17 protein-coding genes are annotated in these 18836 nt (G+C 71.0%); 11 read left to right on the forward strand and 6 right to left on the reverse strand.

All coding sequences use genetic code 11. The features are described from left to right. Window positions 1-92: 92 nt before the first annotated feature. Complete coding sequence (locus QYS60_RS08440) at window positions 93-2519, reverse strand: ATP-dependent Clp protease ATP-binding subunit (RefSeq protein WP_371382895.1); 2427 nt, start codon at window positions 2517-2519, stop codon at window positions 93-95. A 149-nt stretch (window positions 2520-2668) separates the two neighbouring features. On the opposite strand from QYS60_RS08440, the gene QYS60_RS08445 reads away from it, so the two are divergent. From QYS60_RS08445 to QYS60_RS08455, 3 genes are read left to right on the forward strand one after another with little or no spacing between them, the layout of a single operon-like run. After that, the gene (locus QYS60_RS08445; protein WP_371382896.1) at window positions 2669-3127 is read left to right on the forward strand and encodes a MarR family winged helix-turn-helix transcriptional regulator; all 459 of its coding nucleotides are present in this window, start codon (window positions 2669-2671) and stop codon (window positions 3125-3127) included. Between the two features lie 25 nt (window positions 3128-3152). Beyond that, on the forward strand, window positions 3153-3575 hold the full coding sequence (locus QYS60_RS08450) for an organic hydroperoxide resistance protein (RefSeq protein WP_003936449.1): 423 nt from the start codon (window positions 3153-3155) through the stop codon (window positions 3573-3575). 42 nt (window positions 3576-3617) lie between these two features. Next, a complete protein-coding gene (locus QYS60_RS08455) occupies window positions 3618-5933 on the forward strand; it encodes a DEAD/DEAH box helicase (protein ID WP_371382897.1) in 2316 nt (771 codons plus the stop codon). Here QYS60_RS08455 and QYS60_RS08460 read toward each other — a convergent pair. Beyond that, complete coding sequence (locus tag QYS60_RS08460) at window positions 5893-7278, reverse strand: wax ester/triacylglycerol synthase family O-acyltransferase (RefSeq protein ID WP_371382898.1); 1386 nt, start codon at window positions 7276-7278, stop codon at window positions 5893-5895. The two genes, QYS60_RS08455 and QYS60_RS08460, sit on opposite strands and share 41 nt — an antisense overlap. Before the next feature lie 370 nt (window positions 7279-7648). On the opposite strand from QYS60_RS08460, the gene gvpJ reads away from it, so the two are divergent. From gvpJ to QYS60_RS08480, 4 genes are all read left to right on the forward strand, one after another. After that, window positions 7649-8056 (forward strand): gas vesicle protein GvpJ, encoded by a 408-nt coding sequence (gvpJ, locus tag QYS60_RS08465; protein WP_003936452.1) that lies wholly within the window; start codon window positions 7649-7651, stop codon window positions 8054-8056. A 102-nt stretch (window positions 8057-8158) separates the two neighbouring features. Further along, window positions 8159-9538, forward strand: coding sequence for a TrkH family potassium uptake protein (locus QYS60_RS08470; protein WP_371382899.1), 1380 nt, complete (start codon window positions 8159-8161; stop codon window positions 9536-9538). Next, on the forward strand, window positions 9531-10196 hold the full coding sequence (locus tag QYS60_RS08475) for a TrkA family potassium uptake protein (RefSeq protein WP_235157274.1): 666 nt from the start codon (window positions 9531-9533) through the stop codon (window positions 10194-10196). Before QYS60_RS08470 ends, QYS60_RS08475 begins: the two co-directional genes overlap by 8 nt. A 96-nt stretch (window positions 10197-10292) precedes the next feature. Next, on the forward strand, window positions 10293-11363 hold the full coding sequence (locus QYS60_RS08480; protein WP_371382900.1) for a TrkA family potassium uptake protein: 1071 nt from the start codon (window positions 10293-10295) through the stop codon (window positions 11361-11363). 10 nt (window positions 11364-11373) lie between these two features. Here the strand turns inward: QYS60_RS08480 and QYS60_RS08485 are convergent, their stop codons facing one another. The 3 genes from QYS60_RS08485 to QYS60_RS08495 form a co-directional block, all read right to left on the reverse strand. Further along, on the reverse strand, window positions 11374-12243 hold the full coding sequence (locus QYS60_RS08485; RefSeq protein ID WP_371382901.1) for an oxidoreductase: 870 nt from the start codon (window positions 12241-12243) through the stop codon (window positions 11374-11376). A gap of 78 nt (window positions 12244-12321) precedes the next feature. After that, window positions 12322-13200: an oxidoreductase gene (locus QYS60_RS08490; protein ID WP_371382902.1), complete on the reverse strand. Its 879-nt coding sequence runs from the start codon at window positions 13198-13200 to the stop codon at window positions 12322-12324. Next, entirely contained in the window at window positions 13193-14194 is a 1002-nt protein-coding gene (locus QYS60_RS08495; RefSeq protein ID WP_289378143.1) for an alpha/beta hydrolase family protein, read from the reverse strand. Before QYS60_RS08495 ends, QYS60_RS08490 begins: the two co-directional genes overlap by 8 nt. Window positions 14195-14323: 129 nt before the next feature. On the opposite strand from QYS60_RS08495, the gene QYS60_RS08500 reads away from it, so the two are divergent. Both QYS60_RS08500 and QYS60_RS08505 read left to right on the forward strand, forming a co-directional pair. Next, entirely contained in the window at window positions 14324-15223 is a 900-nt protein-coding gene (locus QYS60_RS08500; protein WP_371382903.1) for a universal stress protein, read from the forward strand. After that, complete coding sequence (locus QYS60_RS08505) at window positions 15190-16398, forward strand: site-2 protease family protein (protein ID WP_238586191.1); 1209 nt, start codon at window positions 15190-15192, stop codon at window positions 16396-16398. Before QYS60_RS08500 ends, QYS60_RS08505 begins: the two co-directional genes overlap by 34 nt. A 3-nt stretch (window positions 16399-16401) precedes the next feature. On the opposite strand, the gene QYS60_RS08510 is transcribed toward QYS60_RS08505, so the two are convergent. Next, window positions 16402-17262, reverse strand: a complete 861-nt coding sequence (locus tag QYS60_RS08510) for a universal stress protein (RefSeq protein WP_289378141.1) — start codon at window positions 17260-17262, stop codon at window positions 16402-16404. A gap of 100 nt (window positions 17263-17362) precedes the next feature. On the opposite strand from QYS60_RS08510, the gene QYS60_RS08515 reads away from it, so the two are divergent. Beyond that, the gene (locus QYS60_RS08515; RefSeq protein WP_289378140.1) at window positions 17363-18283 is read left to right on the forward strand and encodes a pseudouridine synthase; all 921 of its coding nucleotides are present in this window, start codon (window positions 17363-17365) and stop codon (window positions 18281-18283) included. 29 nt (window positions 18284-18312) lie between these two features. Next, complete coding sequence (locus tag QYS60_RS08520; protein WP_003936463.1) at window positions 18313-18819, forward strand: SRPBCC domain-containing protein; 507 nt, start codon at window positions 18313-18315, stop codon at window positions 18817-18819. Window positions 18820-18836 lie beyond the last annotated feature (17 nt).

Below are 18836 nucleotides of genomic sequence, written 5' to 3' on the forward strand. Positions count from 1 at the left end.
CGAGCTCGCGCTCTCGGTGGGATAGACACCGCCCGGAAGCGTGCGGGCGGTGACCGGATTCCGGTCACCGCCCGCACGTCGCGCGCCGGTGTCTAGCCCACCGAGAGCTCGAGCTCGTCGTCGCCCACATCGACGCGGACTTGACCGCCCTCGACGAGCACGTCGTCGAGCAGCAGATCGGCGATGCGGTCGTCCACCGCGCGCTGGATGGACCGGCGCAGCGGCCGCGCTCCGAACTCGGGCTGGTGCCCGTGCTCGGCGATCCAGTCGACGGCGGCCTCGGTGAACTCGACCTCGATGCCCTTGGCCTGCAGACGCTTACGGCTGTCGTTCAGCAGCAGATCGGTGATCCGGTGCAGCTGCTCGGTGTCGAGCTTGCGGAAGATCACGATCTCGTCGATGCGGTTGAGGAACTCGGGGCGCATCGACTCGCGCAGCCGGCCCATCACCCGGTCCCGCAGCGGCTTCTCGGCCGCCTCGGCATCCCCGGTGCTGAAGCCCAGCGCCCCGCCTCGGCTCGAGATGATGTCCGAGCCGAGGTTGCTGGTCATGATCACCACCGTGTTGGTGAAGTCGACCGTGCGTCCCTGACCGTCGGTGAGCCGGCCGTCGTCGAGCACCTGCAGCAGGGTGTTGAACACATCGGGGTGCGCCTTCTCGATCTCGTCGAGCAGCACCACCGAGTACGGGTTGCGCCGCACCTGCTCGGTGAGCTGGCCTGCCTCGCCGTAGCCGACGTAGCCGGGGGGCGCTCCGACGAGACGGCTGACGGTGTGCCGCTCGCCGAACTCGCTCATGTCCACCCGCAGCATCTTGCGCTCGTCGCCGAACAGCACCTCCGCGAGCGCCTTCGCCAGTTCGGTCTTCCCGACGCCGGTGGGTCCGAGGAACAGGAAGCTGCCGACCGGCCGGTGCGGGTCGCTCATGCCGGCGCGGCTGCGCCGCACGGCCCGGGCTACGGCCCGGACGGCCTCGTCCTGCCCGACGACCCGCCGGTGCAGTTCGTCCTCGAGGCCGCGCAGCCGCTCCTTCTCGGCCTGGGTCATCCGCGTCGCGGGGATGCCGGTGGCCCGGGAGACGACCTCGGCGATCAGTTCGGCGGTCACCTCGGGCACCTCGGTATCGGCGGGCGCCCCGGCGTCGAGACGGGCCTGCACTTCGGTGATCTGGTCGCGCAGTCGCGAGGCCTGCTCGTAGCGTTCCTCCGCGACGGCACGGTCCTTCTCGGCCTCGAGCCGGGACAGCTGCTCGCGCAGCGCCGTCTCGTCGACGCGCGGGCTGCGCAGCCGCAGCCGGGCACCGGCCTGGTCGATCAGGTCGATCGCCTTGTCCGGCAGGTTCCGGTCCGGCAGGTACCGCACCGACAGGTCGACGGCGGCGTCGAGCGCGTCGTCGGTGTACCGCACGCCGTGGTGTCCGGCGTAGCGGTCCCGGAGACCGCGCAGGATCGCGACCGCGTCGTCGTGGCCGGGTTCGCCGACGGTGACGGGCTGGAAGCGCCGCTCGAGCGCCGGATCCTTCTCGATGTGCTTGCGGTACTCGTCGAGCGTGGTGGCACCGACGATGTGCAGTTCCCCGCGGGCGAGCTTGGGCTTGAGGATGTTTCCGGCGTCCATCGCGCCTTCGTTGCCGCCGCCGGCACCGACGACGGTGTGGATCTCGTCGACGAAGACGATCAGCTCGTCCGAGTGCGCGGTGATCTCGTCGAGCACCTTGGTCAGGCGCTCCTCGAAGTCGCCGCGGTACCGGGTTCCGGCGACCATGCCGGTCAGGTCGAGCTGCACGATCCGCTTGCCGCGCAGGCTGTCCGGGACGTCGCCGTCGACGACGCGCTGGGCCAGGCCCTCGACGATCGCGGTCTTGCCGACCCCGGCCTCGCCGACCAGAACCGGGTTGTTCTTGGTGCGGCGGGAGAGGATCTCCACGGTCTGCTCGATTTCGTCGGCACGGCCGATGACGGGGTCGATGCCACCGCCACGGGCCCGCTCGGTCAGGTCGACACCGAACTTGTCCAGCGTGGGGGTGGCGGACTGTTCCTGCGCCGCCTCGGTCGCCGCACCGGGCTGCAGCGCGGCCTGGAGCGACTGCGCGGTGATCCCGGCCGAGACGAGCAGGCCCCCGACCCCGTGCTCCTGGTCGGCGGCGAGAGCCACGAACAGGTGCTGCGGTTCGATGTAGGTCGCGCCGAGGGCGCGGGTGAGCTGGTGCGCCTCGAGCAGCACCGTCTTGATCGCCCCGGTGAGGGCGGGAGCGGTGACTGCGCTGCGGCTCTGTTCCTGCGGGAGGCGCTGTTCCACCGCGGCCAGGACCTCGGCGGGGTCGGCTCCGGCGCGGGTCATGACGGACCGGACCGGGTCCTGCTCCGCCATCACGTGCAGGACGTGGAGGGCGTCGAGGTCCGTGTCACCGCGTTCGGCGGCGAATCGGGCCGCAGCGGCCATGAGTTCCTGGGTGCCACGGCTCAGGTAGCGGGTGATGTCGATACGCCCAGGGCCACCGGGCCCGAAGAATGCCGGCATTCCGAAGCCTTTCTCTCGGACTTGAGTCTTTCTCACTCAACTAACGTGGCGGGCCGTCTGTCAATTCCAACCGGGAAGTGATGTGCGCCACGGTAGGCTCCCGCCAATTTCGATTGTGCCCAACATAGCGGTGTGCTACTTTATTTCTCGTGTCCGATGATCTCGCGCTCGACCGGCAGGTCTGCTTCGCGCTCTACTCCGCCTCCCGGGCCACCACGGCCGCCTACCGCGGCATGCTCGACCGGCTCGGGGTCACCTATCCGCAGTACCTCGTCATGCTGGCGCTGTGGGAACGCGACGGTCGCGGGGTGCGCGAGCTGTGCGACGCCCTCCACCTCGACACCGGCACCCTCTCGCCGCTCCTCAAGCGGCTCGAGGCCGCCGGTCTCGTCGAACGCCGCCGGCAGAGCACGGACGAGCGCCGCGTGCGCATCCACCTCACCGACGCCGGGAGCGCGCTGCGCTCACAGGCGGAGGACATTCCGGCGCAGCTGGCCTGCGCCATCGGTCTCGACCCCGGCGAACTCGCCGGCCTGCGCGACACGCTCCACCGCCTGACCGCCGCCCTGCACGGCATCACCGACGACACACCCGACCGGGACAACTGACCCGCCCCACCGACAGGAGAAACACATGCACGTGCTCTACACCGCCGAAGCCCTCGCCACCGGGGAGGGCCGCAACGGCCGCGCCCGCACCTCCGACGGCAAGGTCGACGTGAACCTGTCGGTCCCCACCGAGATGGGTGGCGACGGCAAGGGCACCAACCCCGAGCAGCTCTTCGCCGCCGGGTACGCGGCCTGCTTCCACTCGGCGCTGCAGCTCGTCGCCCGGCAGGACGAGGCCGACGTCGCCGACTCGGCGGTCGGAGCACGCGTGGGCATCGGCCGCACCGACGGCGGCGGCTTCGGTCTGAAGGTCACCCTCGAGGTGTCCCTCCCCCACGTGCCGCGCGCACAGGCCCTCGAACTGACCGAGAAGGCCCATCAGGTGTGCCCGTACTCGAACGCCACCCGCGGCAACGTCGAGGTCGAGCTCGAGGTCACCGAGGACTGACACGAGCGCGGCCCGCCGGCGGGCACGCGTAGCGTGGAGTGCGTGTGCAGGCAGGACGGGCCGCGGCTCGCGCAGTTCACCGCGGGACTCGGATTCACCCTCGACGACTTCCAGGTCCGCGCCTGCCGCGCCCTCGACGAGGATCGGGACGTGCTCGTGTGCGCCCCCACCGGAGCCGGCAAGACGGTCGTCGGCGAGTTCGCCGTCCACCTCGCGCTCGCCGCGGGCGGCAAATGCTTCTACACCACCCCGATCAAGGCCCTGAGCAACCAGAAGTACGCCGATCTGGTCGCACGGCTCGGGGACGAGCAGGTGGGGCTGCTCACGGGCGACGTCTCCATCGACCCGCACGCACCCGTCGTGGTGATGACCACCGAGGTGCTGCGCAGCATGCTGCACGGCCGCTCGCCCCTGCTCGACGGGCTCACCCACGTCGTGATGGACGAGGTGCACTACCTCGCCGACCGCGAACGCGGGGCGGTGTGGGAGGAGGCCATCCTCTACCTCCCCGCCCCCGTGCGGCTGGTGAGCCTGTCGGCGACGGTCAGCAACGCCGAGGAGTTCGGCGCGTGGCTGGGCCTCGTCCGCGGGGCGACCACCGTCGTCGTCGAGGAGACCCGACCGGTACCGCTGCACCAGCACGTGCTCGCCGGCGGGCGGCTGTTCGACCTGTTCTCCCCCACCACCGGGGCGGTCGACGAGAATCTCGTGCGGTACGTCGCGCATCGCCAGCTCGTCGACGCCGCCCCCGCGGTGTCGTCCCGACGGCGGCGTCGCCGCTCGGCCACGCCCGGACCGGCCGGCGTCGACCGGCCCGAGCTCGTGGCGCGGCTCGAAGCCGAATCGCTGCTGCCGGCGATCTGGTTCCGCTTCAGCCGCAGCGGCTGCGACGAGGCCGTCGCCGAATGCCTGCGTTCGTCGCTGCGGCTCACCGAGGCCGCCGACGTCACCCGCATCCGCCGCATCGTCGACCGGCACACGGCCGGGGTCTCCCCCGCCGACCTCGATGCGCTCGGATTCGCCGACTGGCTCGACGGGCTCGAACGCGGCTTCGCCGCCCACCATGCGGGCATGGTGCCGGTCTTCCGGCATGCCGTGGAGGAACTGTTCGGCCTCGGCCTCGTCCGGATCGTCTTCGCCACGGAGACCCTCGCCGTGGGCGTCAACATGCCGGCCCGGACCGTCGTGCTCGAACGCCTCGTCAAGCACACTGCCGCGGGACCGGTCCGGCTCACCGCCGGGGAGTACACCCAATTGACGGGACGGGCCGGCCGTCGCGGCGTCGATCGGGAGGGGCACGCGGTCGTGTTGTGGAGCCCCGAGGTGCAGCCGGCCACCGTCGCGGGACTCGCCTCCACCCGCACCTATCCGCTCAACAGCTCCCTGCGGGTGGGTTACAACACCGCCGTCAACCTCGTCGACAGGCTCGGTGTCGCCGGAGCCCGGGACCTGCTGGGGCGATCCTTCGCCCAGTTCCAGGCGGAGCATTCGGTGGCCGCGCTCGCCTCCGCCGCGACGACGAACGCCGCGACGCTGCGTCTGCTCGACGACGAACTCGGGGACGCCGAGGGTTTCGCCGAGTACCAGCAGTTGCGGGAACGGTTGGCTGTCGCGCGCACCACCGGGACCGCCGACGCGGTGACCGCGCTTGCGCGGGCCGTGCGTTCGCACCCCGGTCACCGGTACCCCGATCGGGAACGCCTGATCGCCGTCGCCGAGCGCCGGCGGGCACTGGCCGCCGACACCGACGTGCTGCGCGGACAGGTCGCCGCCGCCACCGGCCGGCTGGTGGGCACGTTCGACCGGGTCCTCGGACTGCTCGACGAACGTGGATACCTGCTGTCCGATCCGTATTCCGGCGAGGCAGTGGTCACCGACCACGGCCGGATTCTGGGCCGGATCTATTGCGGCAGCGACCTTCTCGTAGCCGAGTGCCTGCGGACCGGCGTGTGGGCGGGCCTCGACCCGGCGGAGCTGGCCGCCGTCGTGTCGAGCGTGCTCGGCGAATCGCGCCGTCCGGCTCCCGGCGGTGGGGCCCTAACGGCCGGCGTCGACGCCGCCTACCGTGCGACGGTCCGGCTGTGGCGGGAGGTGTCGGACGCCGAGCGCCGGCACGGCCTGCCCGCGAGCCCCGAACCGGACCCGGTGGCAATGCGGGCGATCCAGCGGTGGGCCCGGGGCGACGGGGTGTCCACGGCGCTGCGCGAGGCAGCGGAGGCGGATCTGTCGGCCGGCGATCTCGTCCGTCGTTATCTGCGCACCCTGGACCTGCTCGGGCAGATCGGCAGGGGCGGGCACCCTGTCGAGCCGGCCGGCTTCACCGCGGCCGGGTACCCACAGCGCTCTCCAGTTCGCTGAGCGCACCCTCGAGGAGTCCGACCAGCCCGTCGAGGGCGGGCACGGCATGACGGTCGCCGACCACCCCGAGATCGAGCCGGCCGTCGTACCCCGTGAGGGTGATGCTCAGCGCCTGACCGTTCAGCACCGCAGGCACGGGGTAGATGCCGGTCATCCGGGCACCGTTCCAGTAGCGGATGCGCGAAGGGCCGGGCAGGTACGAGATCAGCACGTTGAACGGCGGCGGGATCTCGTCGACGAACCGCCGCACCGGCTCGAGCGCGAGCGGGCTCAGCGACAGCGCGCTGAGCATCAGGAACTGGGTGCCGCTGAGCGCGGTGACCACCCGGTCGGCGTGGACGAGCGCGTCGGCGATCCGGGCGAGCCGCACCGCAGGATCGGGTTCGACGGTGGCCAGGCCGATCACCATCGCTCCCACGCCGGGTTCACGACCGCCGGGGCCGACCGCGGCCCCACCGAGGTTCATCGGCACCGGAAGCATCGCGGTCAGCGGTGACTCCGGGAGCGCGTACCGCTCGGACAGATAGGCGCGCAAGCCGCCGGCGCACATCGTGAGCACGACGGCGTCGATCGTGGTGCCGGCCGCCGTCGCAACCGCGTGGAGCCGCTCGATGGGCCAGGAACGCGCCGCAAAGGTCCGGCCCCGGCCCACCGCGACGTTGAAGATCGTGGGCGGTGTCTGCCAGGGCAGCGCCACCCGGTGCCGGCGCACGCCGTCCGTGACGAGCCTGCCGATCTCCGGGGTCATCGCGAATACTTCCGTGCCCGCGCGCAATCCGGCGCGCAGCCACGACGTGGGCAGTGCAGACAGCCGAGCCCGGGGGGCGACCACCTCCGGACTCCACGGCGCGGGACAGTCGCGGGCCTCGGGGTCGGTGGACATGCTCCGGTGCAGCAGGCGCAGGCCGGCCGGACCGTCGGCGAGGGACAGGTGGATCTTCGCGTACATCGCGGTGCGCCCGTCGTCGAGTCCTTCGATGACGTACACCTCCCACATCGGGCGGAGCGGGTCGAGCGGGGACCCGTGGAGCCGGGAGACGAGGGCCAGCAGGTCGCTCATCGAACCCGAGCCGGGAACGGCGGTGTGGCGCACGTGGAATCCCAGGTCGACGTCCTCGGGACGCGACCACAACGGGTAGCCGGCCCCGCGCAGGGTCCGGACCGGGCGCCGCCGCAGCGGGTCCGCCACCTCGTCGTGGGTGAGCAGGTCCTCGTACATGCGGCGGGCATGATCGTCCCCGGCGTCCGGCGGGGGTTCGAACAAGACGAGAGCCCCGAGGTGCAGTGGACGCGACGGAGTTTCGAGCAGCACGAACAGCGCCTCGGGAAGGCTCATCACCTGCATGCCCCCATCGTGGTACCGAAACGTCGCGCGTGTGCGGTAACCCGGCCATCTCCGCGCGGAGGCACACGTGACGCACCGGAGGTGGGGACGTCTCCGCGTCGTCCCGGACTACCCCTCGTCCAATCCCGGACGACGCGGATACCCGAGGCCCGGGCTCTCCGCTGCCGGATCCCGGCCTGCGACGACCATACCAACAAACCGGTCGAACGGTATTTGTTTCGGTCAACTCCGGCCGAATTGCCGGCGACGGGCGGGTTTCGACTCGGGAGCGTGCGGCTATAGCCCTTGCACGCGCACCGCCCCAAGAGAGCCCTCCCCCGCGCGGCCGGCGGCACGCGAATTGTCGAACAACAGGCAAGGAGCGCGGATCATGACCATCCAATCCGGAGGCGGAGGCGGCGGCACGATGGCGAGGCCGAACTCGTCCGGCCTCGCCGACGTCATCGACACCATCCTCGACAAGGGCCTCGTCATCGACGCATTCGTCCGCGTCTCGCTCGTGGGCATCGAGATCATCACGATCGACGCCCGGGTGGTGGTGGCGAGCGTGGACACCTACCTGCGTTTCGCCGAGGCGGTCAACAGGCTCGAGATCTCCACCACCGAGCCGAAGGGCCTGACGGACATCGTCGGCGGCCCGGCCGGCAAACTCACGGAGAAGGCCGCCGCGCACAAGACGAGAGGTGCCCTGGACTCCGCGGGCGAACGGGTCCGTGGTCTGCTCGCCGGGGATCAGGACGAACGCGAGCCGGCGCCCCGCCGATCCCGGGACCGGTGACGTCCGTCGCCGGTCGGTGGCACGAGGAGACGGCGGGAGCCCGTATTCCGGTCATCGCCATCCGGTTCCCCGGCGGCCCGAGGCGGGGCTGGTCTCCTCCGGGTGAGAACACCCGCCGGCGCATATGCACCGTCCCTGCTGCTGCGGCGGCTGGCGACGCGGGCGACGCTGACCCCGGTGCGGGTCGTGGCGCTGAGCTTCGCCGCAGCGATCGCCGTCGGCACGGCCGTGCTCCTCACCCCCGCGGCGCGCCAGCCCGAAGCCGCGGCCTCCGTCGTCGACGCCCTGTTCACCGCGACCTCGGCGATGTGCCTGACCGGGCTGATCGTCGTCGACACACCCACCCACTGGTCCGGCTTCGGTCAGGGGGTCATCCTCGCCCTGATCCAGGCCGGCGGGTTCGGGATCATGACCATGGCCTCGCTCGTGGGCCTGCTGCTCGCGAACCGCATCGGCCTCAAGGCCCGGCTGAACACCGCCGCCGAGGTGCGTGCGTCCGGACTCGGCGACGTCCGCTCGGTCGTCGTCGGCGTCGTGCGGATGAGCGTGCTCATCGAAGCGGTCACCGCGGTGGCGCTGGCAGCGCGGTTCGCGCTCGGCTACGAGGAACCACCCCTGCGTGCGGTGTGGCTGGGGGTGTTCCACTCCGTCTCGGCGTTCAACAACGCCGGGTTCGCCCTCTACAGCGACAACATCATCGGCTTCGCCGACGATCCCTGGATCTGTGTGCCGCTCATGGTCGCGGTCGTCCTGGGCGGCATCGGGTTCCCGGTCCTGTTCGAAGTGACCCGGCACCTGCGCGGCCGCAGCCACCGCTGGAGCCTGCACACCCGGCTGACCCTGACCGTCACCGCGGTCCTGCTGGTGGTGGGACCGGTGCTGGTGCTGGTGCTCGAATGGACCCGCACCCTGCAGCACTACGACTTCGGCCAGAAGGTGCTCGTCGCCGCGTTCCAGGGCGTCATGCCCCGCACCGCGGGGTTCAACAGCGTCGACTACGGCCAGATGGACCCCGCCACCCTCCTGGTGACGGACGTGCTGATGTTCATCGGCGGCGGCAGCGGCGGCACCGCCGGCGGCATCAAGGTGACCACCTTCGTGCTGCTGTTGTTCGTCATCGCGGCCGAGGTCCGCGGTGAACGTTCGGTGACCGTGTTCGACCGGCGCATCGACACCCGGGTGCAGCGTCAGGCGCTGTCGGTGGCCCTGATCGGTGTCGCCCTGGTGATGGTGCCGACCATCGCCCTGTTGGCGGGGACCTCGTTCGACCTCGACGTCCTGCTGTTCGAGGTCACCTCCGCGTTCGCCACGGTCGGGCTGTCGACCGGGATCACGGCGCAACTGCCGGTCTGGGGTCAGCTCATCCTGGTGGGGTTGATGTATCTGGGCCGGATCGGCTCGATCACCCTCGTGAGCGCTCTCGCCGCCCGGGAACGCGGCCGGCGGTACGAACTTCCGGAAGAAAGGCCCTTCATTGGCTAGGAAAGCTACCTCCGACGTGGTGGTCGTGCTCGGGCTCGGGCGGTTCGGCAAGTCGCTCGCGCTCGAGCTGATGAGCCAGGGCACCGAGGTCCTCGGCATCGATGCCAGCGATACCGTGGTGCAGAAGGTCGCGCACCGCCTGACCCATGCCGTGGTCGCCGACACCACCGACGAGGAATCGCTGCGGCAACTGTCGGTGCACGAGTACGGGCGCGCCGTCGTGGGCATCGGCTCCGACCTCGAGGCCAGCCTGCTCACCGCCTCCGCCCTGATCAACCTGGGCGTGCCCAACATATGGGCCAAGGCGATCAGCAACGCGCACGCGAAGATCCTCACCCAGATCGGGGTGCACCACGTCGTCCGGCCCGAACACGACATGGGCAAGCGCGTGGCTCACCTGGTCCGCGGCCGGATGATGGACTACATCGAATTCGACGACGGTTTCGCGATGGTCAAGACCACCCCGCCCGCATTCGCGATCGGCCGGCGCCTCGGCGACACCGCCGTCCGCACCGACTTCGGTGTCACCGTCGTGGCGATCAAGCGCCCCGGCGAAGGCTTCACCTACGCCACCGCCGACACCGTGCTGGCACCGGACGACACCATCATCGTCTCCGGCCAGGTCCGCAACACCGAGCGCTTCAGCGAACTGACCTGACGGCATCGGAACGACGTAGGCTGCTGACGATGTCTCCGACAGCGCACCAGGCGATCCCGGACCCCGGCCGGGCCGCGGCACCGAACGGCGCCGGCCGTGCCCGGTAGCACACTCCGGGCGCGATTCAGCCGTTCCGACAACTTGACCGAGCGACCCGATTTCGCACTGGTGGGCATCCTGCGGGTGCCGCAGTTGCAGACCAGTCCGGGCCGCGCGATCGTACGCCGGATCGGATACGCCCTGATCGCCCTGGCGCTGGTGGTGCTCGTCGTCTACCTGGACCGCGACGGCTATTCCGACACCCAGGACAACGAGCTGTCGCTGCTGGACTGCATCTACTACGCGACGGTGTCGCTCTCGACCACCGGCTACGGCGACATCGCTCCCCTCACACCCCAGGCCCGCCTGGTCAACGTCCTGGTCATCACCCCGCTGCGGATCTTCTTCCTGATCGTCCTGGTCGGCACCACCCTCTCCGCCCTGACCGAAAGTTCCCGCCAGACCTTCCGCATCCAACGCTGGAGACACCGGGTGCGCAGCCACACTGTGGTCGTCGGTTACGGCACCAAGGGCCGCACCGCAGTCGATGCCATGCTCGGCGACGGCGCCGCGCCCTCGGACATCGTCGTCGTGGACACCGACCCGGTGGTGCTCGACGCCGCCAACGGCCGGGGCCTGGTCACCGTGCAGGGCTCGGCGACCAAGTCCGATGTGCTGCGCCTGGCCGGGGTGCCGCACTGCGACTCGATCGTCGTCGCCGCCAACCGCGACGACGCCGCGGTGCTCGTCACCCTCACCGCTCGCGAACTTGCCCCCACCGCCAAGATCGTCGTGGCCATCCGCGAGTCGGAGAACACGCACCTGCTCCGTCAGTCCGGCGCCGACACCGTGGTCATCTCCTCCGAAACCGCGGGCCGGCTGCTCGGAGCCGCCACGCTCACCCCGAATGTCGTGGAGATGATCGAGGATCTGCTCACTCCGGAGGAAGGCTTCGCAATCGCCGAACGCGAAGTCGAAGCCGACGAAGTCGGCGGCTCACCGCGGCACCTGCCGGATATCGTCCTGGGCGTCGAACGCAACGGCCGCCTGCTGCGGGTCGGGTCCCCCGAGGTGGAGACGGTCGTAACCGGCGACCGGCTGCTCTACATCCGGCGCGTCTCGGACTGACTCGCTGCCGCTATCCGGACGGCGCGCACAGCTTCGCCGACAACTCCCAGAGTCCGCGGGCTACGGCCTCGTCGTGCGAGCGCGAATTGGACTCGACACGCTCGGGACTCCCCCGCATCTCGAACAGTCCGCCCGGCCCGTAGTACCCGCCGGGCTCGACGCCGGGCGCGGTGGCGGCATACAGCAGCGGTAGCGCGCCGGTCTGGGCGGACTGCCCCACCAGCCTGTTCGCCACGCCCAGGAACAGGTCCTGGATCGACTCGGTGTGCGACTGCAGGTTCGTCGACGAGTACCCCGGGTGGGCGGCCACCGCCACGACCGGGGACTGCCGCTCGGCAAGCCTGCGCTGCAGCTCCTGGGTGAACAGCAGGTTGGCCAGTTTCGACTGCCCGTACGCCAGCCACCGGTCGTAGCGGCGGTACTCCCAGTTCAGGTCCTCGAGATCGATGCGACCGATCCGGTGCATGATGCTCGACATCGTCACCACCCGGTCGGTGACGCGTTCGAGGAGCAGGTCGGTGAGGGCGAAGTGGCCGAGATGGTTGGTTCCGATCTGCATCTCGAATCCGTCGGCAGTACGACGCAGCGGCACCGCCATCACACCGGCGTTGTTGACCAGCACATCGACCTCGTCGACACCCGCGGCGAATTCACGCACCGATGCCAGGTCGGCCAGATCGAGGCGCCGGACCTGCGCGGCGGGCCCGATCTCCCGGGCGACGGCTTCGCCTGCTGCCACGTTCCGGCACGCCAGCACCACCCGCGCTCCCGCCGCCCCGAGGGCGCGGGCGGCCACCGCGCCCAGCCCGCTGTTCGCCCCGGTCACCACGAAGGTGCGGCCGTCCTGCTTCGGGATGTCGCGTGTGGTCCAAGCCGTCATGTCGGCCACCCTACGGTGAGCGGAGCATGCGGGGGAAGAAACCGCGCCCCGGAGCGGTGCCCCGGCCGGCGCCGTTCGCTACAGGTCGAACCGCACGCCCGTGAGCTGCTCCGACAGCGCCCACAGCCGTCGGGCAGTCTCCGGATCCGCGGCTTGCCGGCTGTAGGCGGCCACGGTCGGTGGCCCGTACAACTCGAAGAAGCGGTCCGGGCCGATGTAACCGCCGGTCACGTCCAGATCGGTGGCGGCCACCACCACGGATTCGGCGCCCTCGGCCGGGGTGCGTTCGAGCACCTTCTTCCCGAGTCGGAACAACTGGTCGAACCACGTCCCGGTGTGCGTGCCGACCTCGGTGGCCGCGTAGCCCGGGTGCGCGGCCACGGCCCGCAGCGGCGAGCCGGCGGCCGCCAGCCGCCGGCCGAGTTCGAGGCTGAACATCAGATTCGCCAGCTTGGACTCCGCGTACGCCAGGGAACGGCTGTAGTGCCGCCGGCGCTCCCAGTTCAGGTCGTCGAGGTGGATGCGGCCGAACCGGTGACTCACGCTCGAGACCGTCACCACCCGATCGGTGAGCCGATCGAGCAGCAGTCCGGTCAGCGCGAAGTGCCCGAGGTGGTTGGTGCCCATCTGCATCTCGAAACCGTCCGCCGTGCGGCTCAGCGGCACGGCCATCACGCCCGCGTTGTTGACGAGCACGTCGACGGTTTCGATGCCCGCCGCGAACTCCCGCACCGACGCCAGGTCGGCGAGATCGAGCCGTCGCACCTGCGCGCGGGAACCGATCTCTGCCGCGACCGCCTCACCCCGGGCGACGTTCCGGCACGCGAGCACCACGTCGGCACCGGCGGCGCCGAGCGCCCGGGCGGTGGCCTCACCGAGGCCACTGTTCGCCCCGGTCACCACGAAGGTGCGGCCCTGCAGGGCGCCCGGTGCCGGCGGGGAGAACCGTTCAGGCACCGATGGAGGACTTCATCATGGGCAGCATCGCCCACAGCTGGTCCTGCCAGTAGCCCCACGTGTGGGTACCGGCGGCCGGGAAGTCGAAGTGGGCGGAGTTGATGCCCAACGTCGCCAACCGCACCTGGAACGCGCGGTTCTGTGCCAGGGCGAGCGCCTCGAGTCCCATCGCGTTGCCCGTGTTGAACACGCCGATCGCGGAGTTCGGCCGATCGTGCTGGCCGGGCAGGCCGCTGCCCGCGGAGATCCACATCGGCAGCCCCCGCATGCTGGGCGCGGCGACGAACGGATCGTTGCGCAGCCACGCCGAGTTCCACGGCGGGCCCCACATCGAGTCTGCGTTGTAACCACCGGAGTCGAGCATCGCCAGGCGGATCGCCTCACGCATGCCCGGCGCGGACAGGTTCAGGTAACCGGACATGGAGCCGGCGAACCGGAACTGGTCCCGGTGATAGGCCGCGAGGATCAGCGCCGCGTTGCCGCCCATCGACAGACCCACGACGGCGTTGCTGGACCGGTCGATGCCGTACGTGCCGGCAAGGAAGTCCGGCAGGTTCTCGGTGAGGAAGGACTCCCACTTGTAGGTGTAGCGCTGACCGTTGAGGTTGCTCGGCGCATACCAGTCCGTGTAGAAGCTGGACTGACCGCCCACCGGCATCACGACGTTGACGCCGTGGTCGGACAGCCACGCGGCGTTCGTCTCGTGCTCCCACCCGCTCACGTCGTTGGTGGCGCGCAGACCGTCGAGCAGGTACATGGCCTTGTTGCTGCCGTTGTTCGCCAGCCAGATGCGGACCTTGATCTGGCCGACACCGCCGGGCGCGGGCACCCAGTGCTCCCGCAGGCGGGAGTACGGGTCCGCCGACGCGGTTCCTGCGCCGGCGAAGGCCACGGCGAGCGGTAGCACCAGCGCCGCGATCAGGAATCGGACGAGGGTCCGAACCCCCCGAGGTCCGGCCTTGGTTCTGGAAGTATTAGTCACACCAGGCTCCATCAGCACATCTGTATCAACAACAACTGGGGCCCCGACAGTTACGCAACAACACGGTAGAGGTCCACGTCGGCCCGTACGAGGCTTGCACATAATCGTTATGGAGCAAAGCCGAACCGAAAGGCAGGCGCAATGAGCAGCGACCTCGGCAAGCCGCCCGTCACGGTCGGAATCGACGGCTCGGACGCCGCGAAACACGCCGCCACCTGGGCCGCGGCCGTCGCCGAGCGGCTGGGCACGAGCGTGCAGCTCGTCCATGCGCTGCCCGGCCCCCGGAATTATTTCAGTGACGCCGCGTTGCGGGCACGAGCCGAATACACCCAGCGCCTCGCCGAGTCGGGCCGCGAACTGCTCGACGACACCGCGGCCGGGCTGCGCCGGCAGCACCCGGATCTCGAGGTGGTCACAACCGTCCATCCCGGCCCGCCCGATCTGGCGCTGCTCGAACACGGCGACCGCAGCCGGATGCTGGTGCTCGGCGCCACCGGCACGGGTGCGCTCGGGTCGCTGCTCACCGGTTCCACCGCGCTGCGCGTCGCCAACCGGTCCACGTGTCCGGTCGTCCTCTGGCGGGGCGATCCGGCGCCCCGACCGGGCACGGACCGCCGGCCGGTGCTGGTCGGACTCGACGGCAGCGCGGACGCCGGCCCACTGGTCACCGCCGCGTTCGACATGGCGGCGGCGCTCGGGGTCGGCGTCCTCGCCGCCCACGCGTGGGGTGCCGGCGACGTCGCGGGCCGCACCGCGGCGCTGGAACTGATCGACTGGGCGGTCGTCGAGGCCGAGGAGACGGCGTTGCTGTCCGAGTGTCTCGCCGGGCAGCGCGAGCGGTACCCGGACGTGCCGGTCACCGAGATCGTCGAGCAGATCGGAGCCCGGCACCTGCTGCTGCGGCTGGCGAACCAGGCTCAGCTGAGCGTCGTCGGCAGTCACGGCCGGGGCCTGCTCGGCGGCCTGCTCCTTGGCTCGACCAGTCAGGCGCTGCTGCACCACGCGCCGTGCCCGACCATGATCTGCCGACCGGGGGTCTGACGATGCTGCGCGGATCGGTCCGGCTCGGCCGGGTCGCGGGGATAGAGATCCGAGCCCACTGGTCGCTGCTCGCGACCCTCGGGCTGCTGTCGTGGCTGCTGGCCGCGACGATCCTGCCCGCGCGGATCAGCGGTCCGAGCGCCACACAGTTCTGGATCGCGGGCGTCGCCGCGGCCCTGGGCCTGCTGGTATCGCTGCTCGCCCACGAGCTCGCGCACTCGGTGGTGGCCGGCCGCTACGGAGTCGGAGTGGACGGGATCACCCTGTGGCTGCTCGGCGGGGTGTCCGAACTGCGCGACGAACCGCCGAACCCGAAGGCCGATCTGCGGATCGCGCTGGCCGGACCGCTCACGAGCGTCGTGATCGGCGTCGTGGCGCTGGCGGCGGCCTCGTTCCTCGGTCCGCCCGTCCCGGCGCTGGTGACCGCGACGATCGGCTGGCTCGGCGCGACCAACCTGGTGCTCGCCGTGTTCAACCTGCTGCCCGGTGCGCCGCTGGACGGTGGGCGCGTCGTGCGGGCGGTGTTGTGGCGCCGCACCGGCGACCGGCTCGCCGCCGCGAGCGGCGCCGCACGCTCCGGCCGTGCGGTGGGGCTGGCGCTGATCCTGCTCGGCGCCGCCGAGACACTCGCCCTCGGCAGCGCGGGCGGCCTGTGGATGATGCTGCTCGGGTGGTTCCTGCGGACCGCAGCCAACGCCGAGCTGGCGAACGCCTCGCTGAGGCACCAGCTCGGCGACACCCGGGTCGGTGACGTCATGACGGCGTCGCCGGTGACCGCGCCGGGGCGTGCGAGCGTGGCGCAGCTCCTCGCCGTCGCGGCCCGCGGCACGCACCACCGGGTGTTCCCCGTGGTCGACGACGCGAACCGGCCGACCGGCGTGGTGTCGCTGTCCGACCTGACGCCCGTCCCCGAGGGCGAACGCACGGTGGTCACCGTCGCGGACCGGGCCCGGCCGCTGCCCGCCTCGGCGCGCGTACCGGCCGACGCCTCGCTCGCCGAGGTTGCGAGCCGGGTGCTGCTGCGGCCGGGGCTCGACCTCGTGGCCGTCGTGTCGGGAGACCGCCTCGTCGGCATCGTCACGGCGACCGACCTGGTGCGGGCCTGCGATCGCAGCGCTCTCGGCCTGCCCATCCGTCGCACTCCCCCGCCGGACGAGCAGACCCGGCCGGAGTAGTCGCTAACTGCGCCGGACGACGAGCAGCGGGCACGGCGTCGTGTGCAGCAGTGCCCGGCTGGTCGAGCCGAGCAGCATGCCCTCGAAGCCGCCGCGGCCGCGGCTGCCGACGACCAGCAATCGGGCGTTCTCCGCCCGCTCGAGCAGGTGGCGCACGGGCCGGTCCCGCACCACGACCCGTTCCACCTCGACGTTCGGATAGTCCTGCGCGCGCCCGGCGAGGGACTCGGCGAGCACGAGGCTCTCCTGCCGGCCGACGTCGTCCCACGTCGCTCCCGGCGTGCCGGCCACGACGTCGACGAGGTCACGATCCGACCAGGCGTGCACTGCCACCAGCGGCACCCCGTAGCGGTCGGCGGCCTCGAAAGCGACGTCGAGGGCGTGCAGGCTCGCCCGCGAACCGTCGACGCCGACCACGACGGGACCGTTCGCCCCGCGTCCGGCCTCGTCGGGGCCCGGGATCACCGCGACGGGGCAGCGCGCATGCGCGACCACCGCCGAGGTCACCGATCCGACCAGACCGCCGGTGAATTCGCCGAGCCCACGCCGGCCGAGGACGAGCATCCGCGCCCGGCCGGAGTGCCCGAGCAGCGCCTGCGCGGCCACCAGGCTCGACTGTTCGGTGCGGACGGACAGGTCCAGGTGCTCCCGCTGCACGGACTCGGTGGCGGAGGCCAGGTTCCGTCGCGCCGTGAAACGCAGTTCGTCGACGAACGGCGACGAGGCGCCGATCCCACCGGCGTTCGCGCTCGAGACGAGCAGCAGCGGCACGTCCGTGGCGGCGGCCTCGGCGGCCGCCCACTGCAGCGCGGCGCGCGCGGGCGCCGATCCGTCGATACCGACCACGATCGGCGCATCGTCCATTGCCCGCTCCTCGTCTCGTCCCACCCGGTTGTTCCGACACCAGTGTCGCCATACCCCGGCCGCTGCGCGGACGGTTGACGGAAACAGTTACCGTGCGGGGGTGCGCCGCGCTCCGCTACCCGTCCGCGACGGCCTGAATCCGACCCGCCTGCGCCTGCCCGACGGCGGCTCCTGGGCGACGGTGGCGGAGTTCCTGTCGGCGCGGTTCCCCGCGGACGCCACCCGCGTGCGAGAGAAGGTCGCAGCCGGTGAGGTCGTCGACGGCGCGGGCACGACGATCACCGAAGACACCCCGTACGCAGCGGGCCGATTCGTGTACCTGTACCGCGATCCGCCGGTCGAGGAGCGAGTGCCGTTCGAGATCGACGTGCTGCACCGTGACGAGCACCTCCTGGTGGTGGACAAGCCGCATTTCCTGGCCACGACGCCGCGCGGGTCGTGGGTGGCCGAGACCGCACTGGTGCGGTTGCGCCGCGAACTCGACCTGCCGGAACTGAGTCCGGCGCACCGGCTCGACAGGCTGACGGCGGGCGTGCTGGTGTTCACCGTCCACGCCGGCGCCCGCCGGGCCTACCAGTCGCTCTTCGACGCCCGGCGGGTGGACAAGGAGTACGAGGCCGTGGCCCGGCATGCGCCCGGTATGCGGTTTCCGCGGGAGGTGCGCAGCCGGATCGTCAAGGAACGGGGTGTGCTGCAGGCGCGCGAGGTGCCGGGCGAGATCAATGCTCTCAGCCGGGTCGAACTGCTCGGAACGGACGCCGGGCTGGGCCGTTACCGCCTGCTGCCACGCACCGGCAAGACGCACCAGCTGCGCGTCCACATGAATTCCCTCGGTCTGCCGATCCTCGGCGACAACCTCTATCCGACCGCATACGATGTTGCGCCCCAAGACTATTCGAGTCCACTGCAGCTGCTGGCCCGCGCGGTGGAGTTCGACGATCCGTACACAGGTCGACGGACCCGCTTCGTCAGCGCACGAAACCTGGCAGCATGGAGGCACAGCACACCAGGACCCCGTTGATCGCGCGGGCTCACGTCTTGGAGGACCCCATGGATAACGGCATCGTTTCGCGCACCTACGACGGCCGCGTCGCCCTGCGCTTCCAGCATGCCTTCGCCCATCCCCCGGACCGCGTATGGCGGGTCATCACCGACCCCGAGTACCTGCGCGCCTGGTTCCCGGCCCGAGTGGAGCTGGATCTGACCCCCGGTGCCCAACTCGTCTTCCATGCCACCGAGCAGCAGGCCGAGCGCCTCGGGCTGCCCGCCGACCACACCGCCACGGGCACCGTCATCGCCGTGCACCCCGGACGCATCCTCGAATACATGTGGGACGCCGAGGTGCTGCACTGGGAGCTGGTACCGGACGGTTCCGGCGGCTGCTGGCTGACGCTCACGCACACCGTCGAGGACGAGGACTCGGCCTACGCACACGGTGCCGACTGGCACGCCGGATTCGAGGTCCTCGAAGCCCAGCTGGAAGGTCGCGACGTGGACTGGTCGCCGGGAGATCGCGCCCGGGAACTCGCCGAGATGTACCGCAACCCGTCCGACTGACCCACCCGTCCGGCCGG

Origin of the sequence: Rhodococcus sp. GXMU-t2271 (assembly GCF_041414735.1) — a bacterium.
Classification (GTDB): Bacteria; Actinomycetota; Actinomycetes; order Mycobacteriales; family Mycobacteriaceae; genus Rhodococcus; species Rhodococcus indonesiensis.

Excerpts from the sequence above, each read along its gene's own strand:
- QYS60_RS08450 (WP_003936449.1), top strand. The coding sequence starts at position 3,153 with ATGCACGTGCTCTACACCGCCGAAGCCCTCGCCACCGGGGAGGGCCGC.
- QYS60_RS08460 (WP_371382898.1), bottom strand. The coding sequence starts at position 7,278 with ATGCAGGTGATGAGCCTTCCCGAGGCGCTGTTCGTGCTGCTCGAAACT.
- QYS60_RS08510 (WP_289378141.1), bottom strand. The coding sequence starts at position 17,262 with ATGGACGATGCGCCGATCGTGGTCGGTATCGACGGATCGGCGCCCGCG.
- QYS60_RS08520 (WP_003936463.1), top strand. The coding sequence starts at position 18,313 with ATGGATAACGGCATCGTTTCGCGCACCTACGACGGCCGCGTCGCCCTG.
- QYS60_RS08500 (WP_371382903.1), top strand. The coding sequence starts at position 14,324 with ATGAGCAGCGACCTCGGCAAGCCGCCCGTCACGGTCGGAATCGACGGC.
- gvpJ (WP_003936452.1), top strand. The coding sequence starts at position 7,649 with ATGACCATCCAATCCGGAGGCGGAGGCGGCGGCACGATGGCGAGGCCG.
- QYS60_RS08485 (WP_371382901.1), bottom strand. The coding sequence starts at position 12,243 with ATGACGGCTTGGACCACACGCGACATCCCGAAGCAGGACGGCCGCACC.
- QYS60_RS08440 (WP_371382895.1), bottom strand. The coding sequence starts at position 2,519 with ATGCCGGCATTCTTCGGGCCCGGTGGCCCTGGGCGTATCGACATCACC.
- QYS60_RS08495 (WP_289378143.1), bottom strand. The coding sequence starts at position 14,194 with ATGGAGCCTGGTGTGACTAATACTTCCAGAACCAAGGCCGGACCTCGG.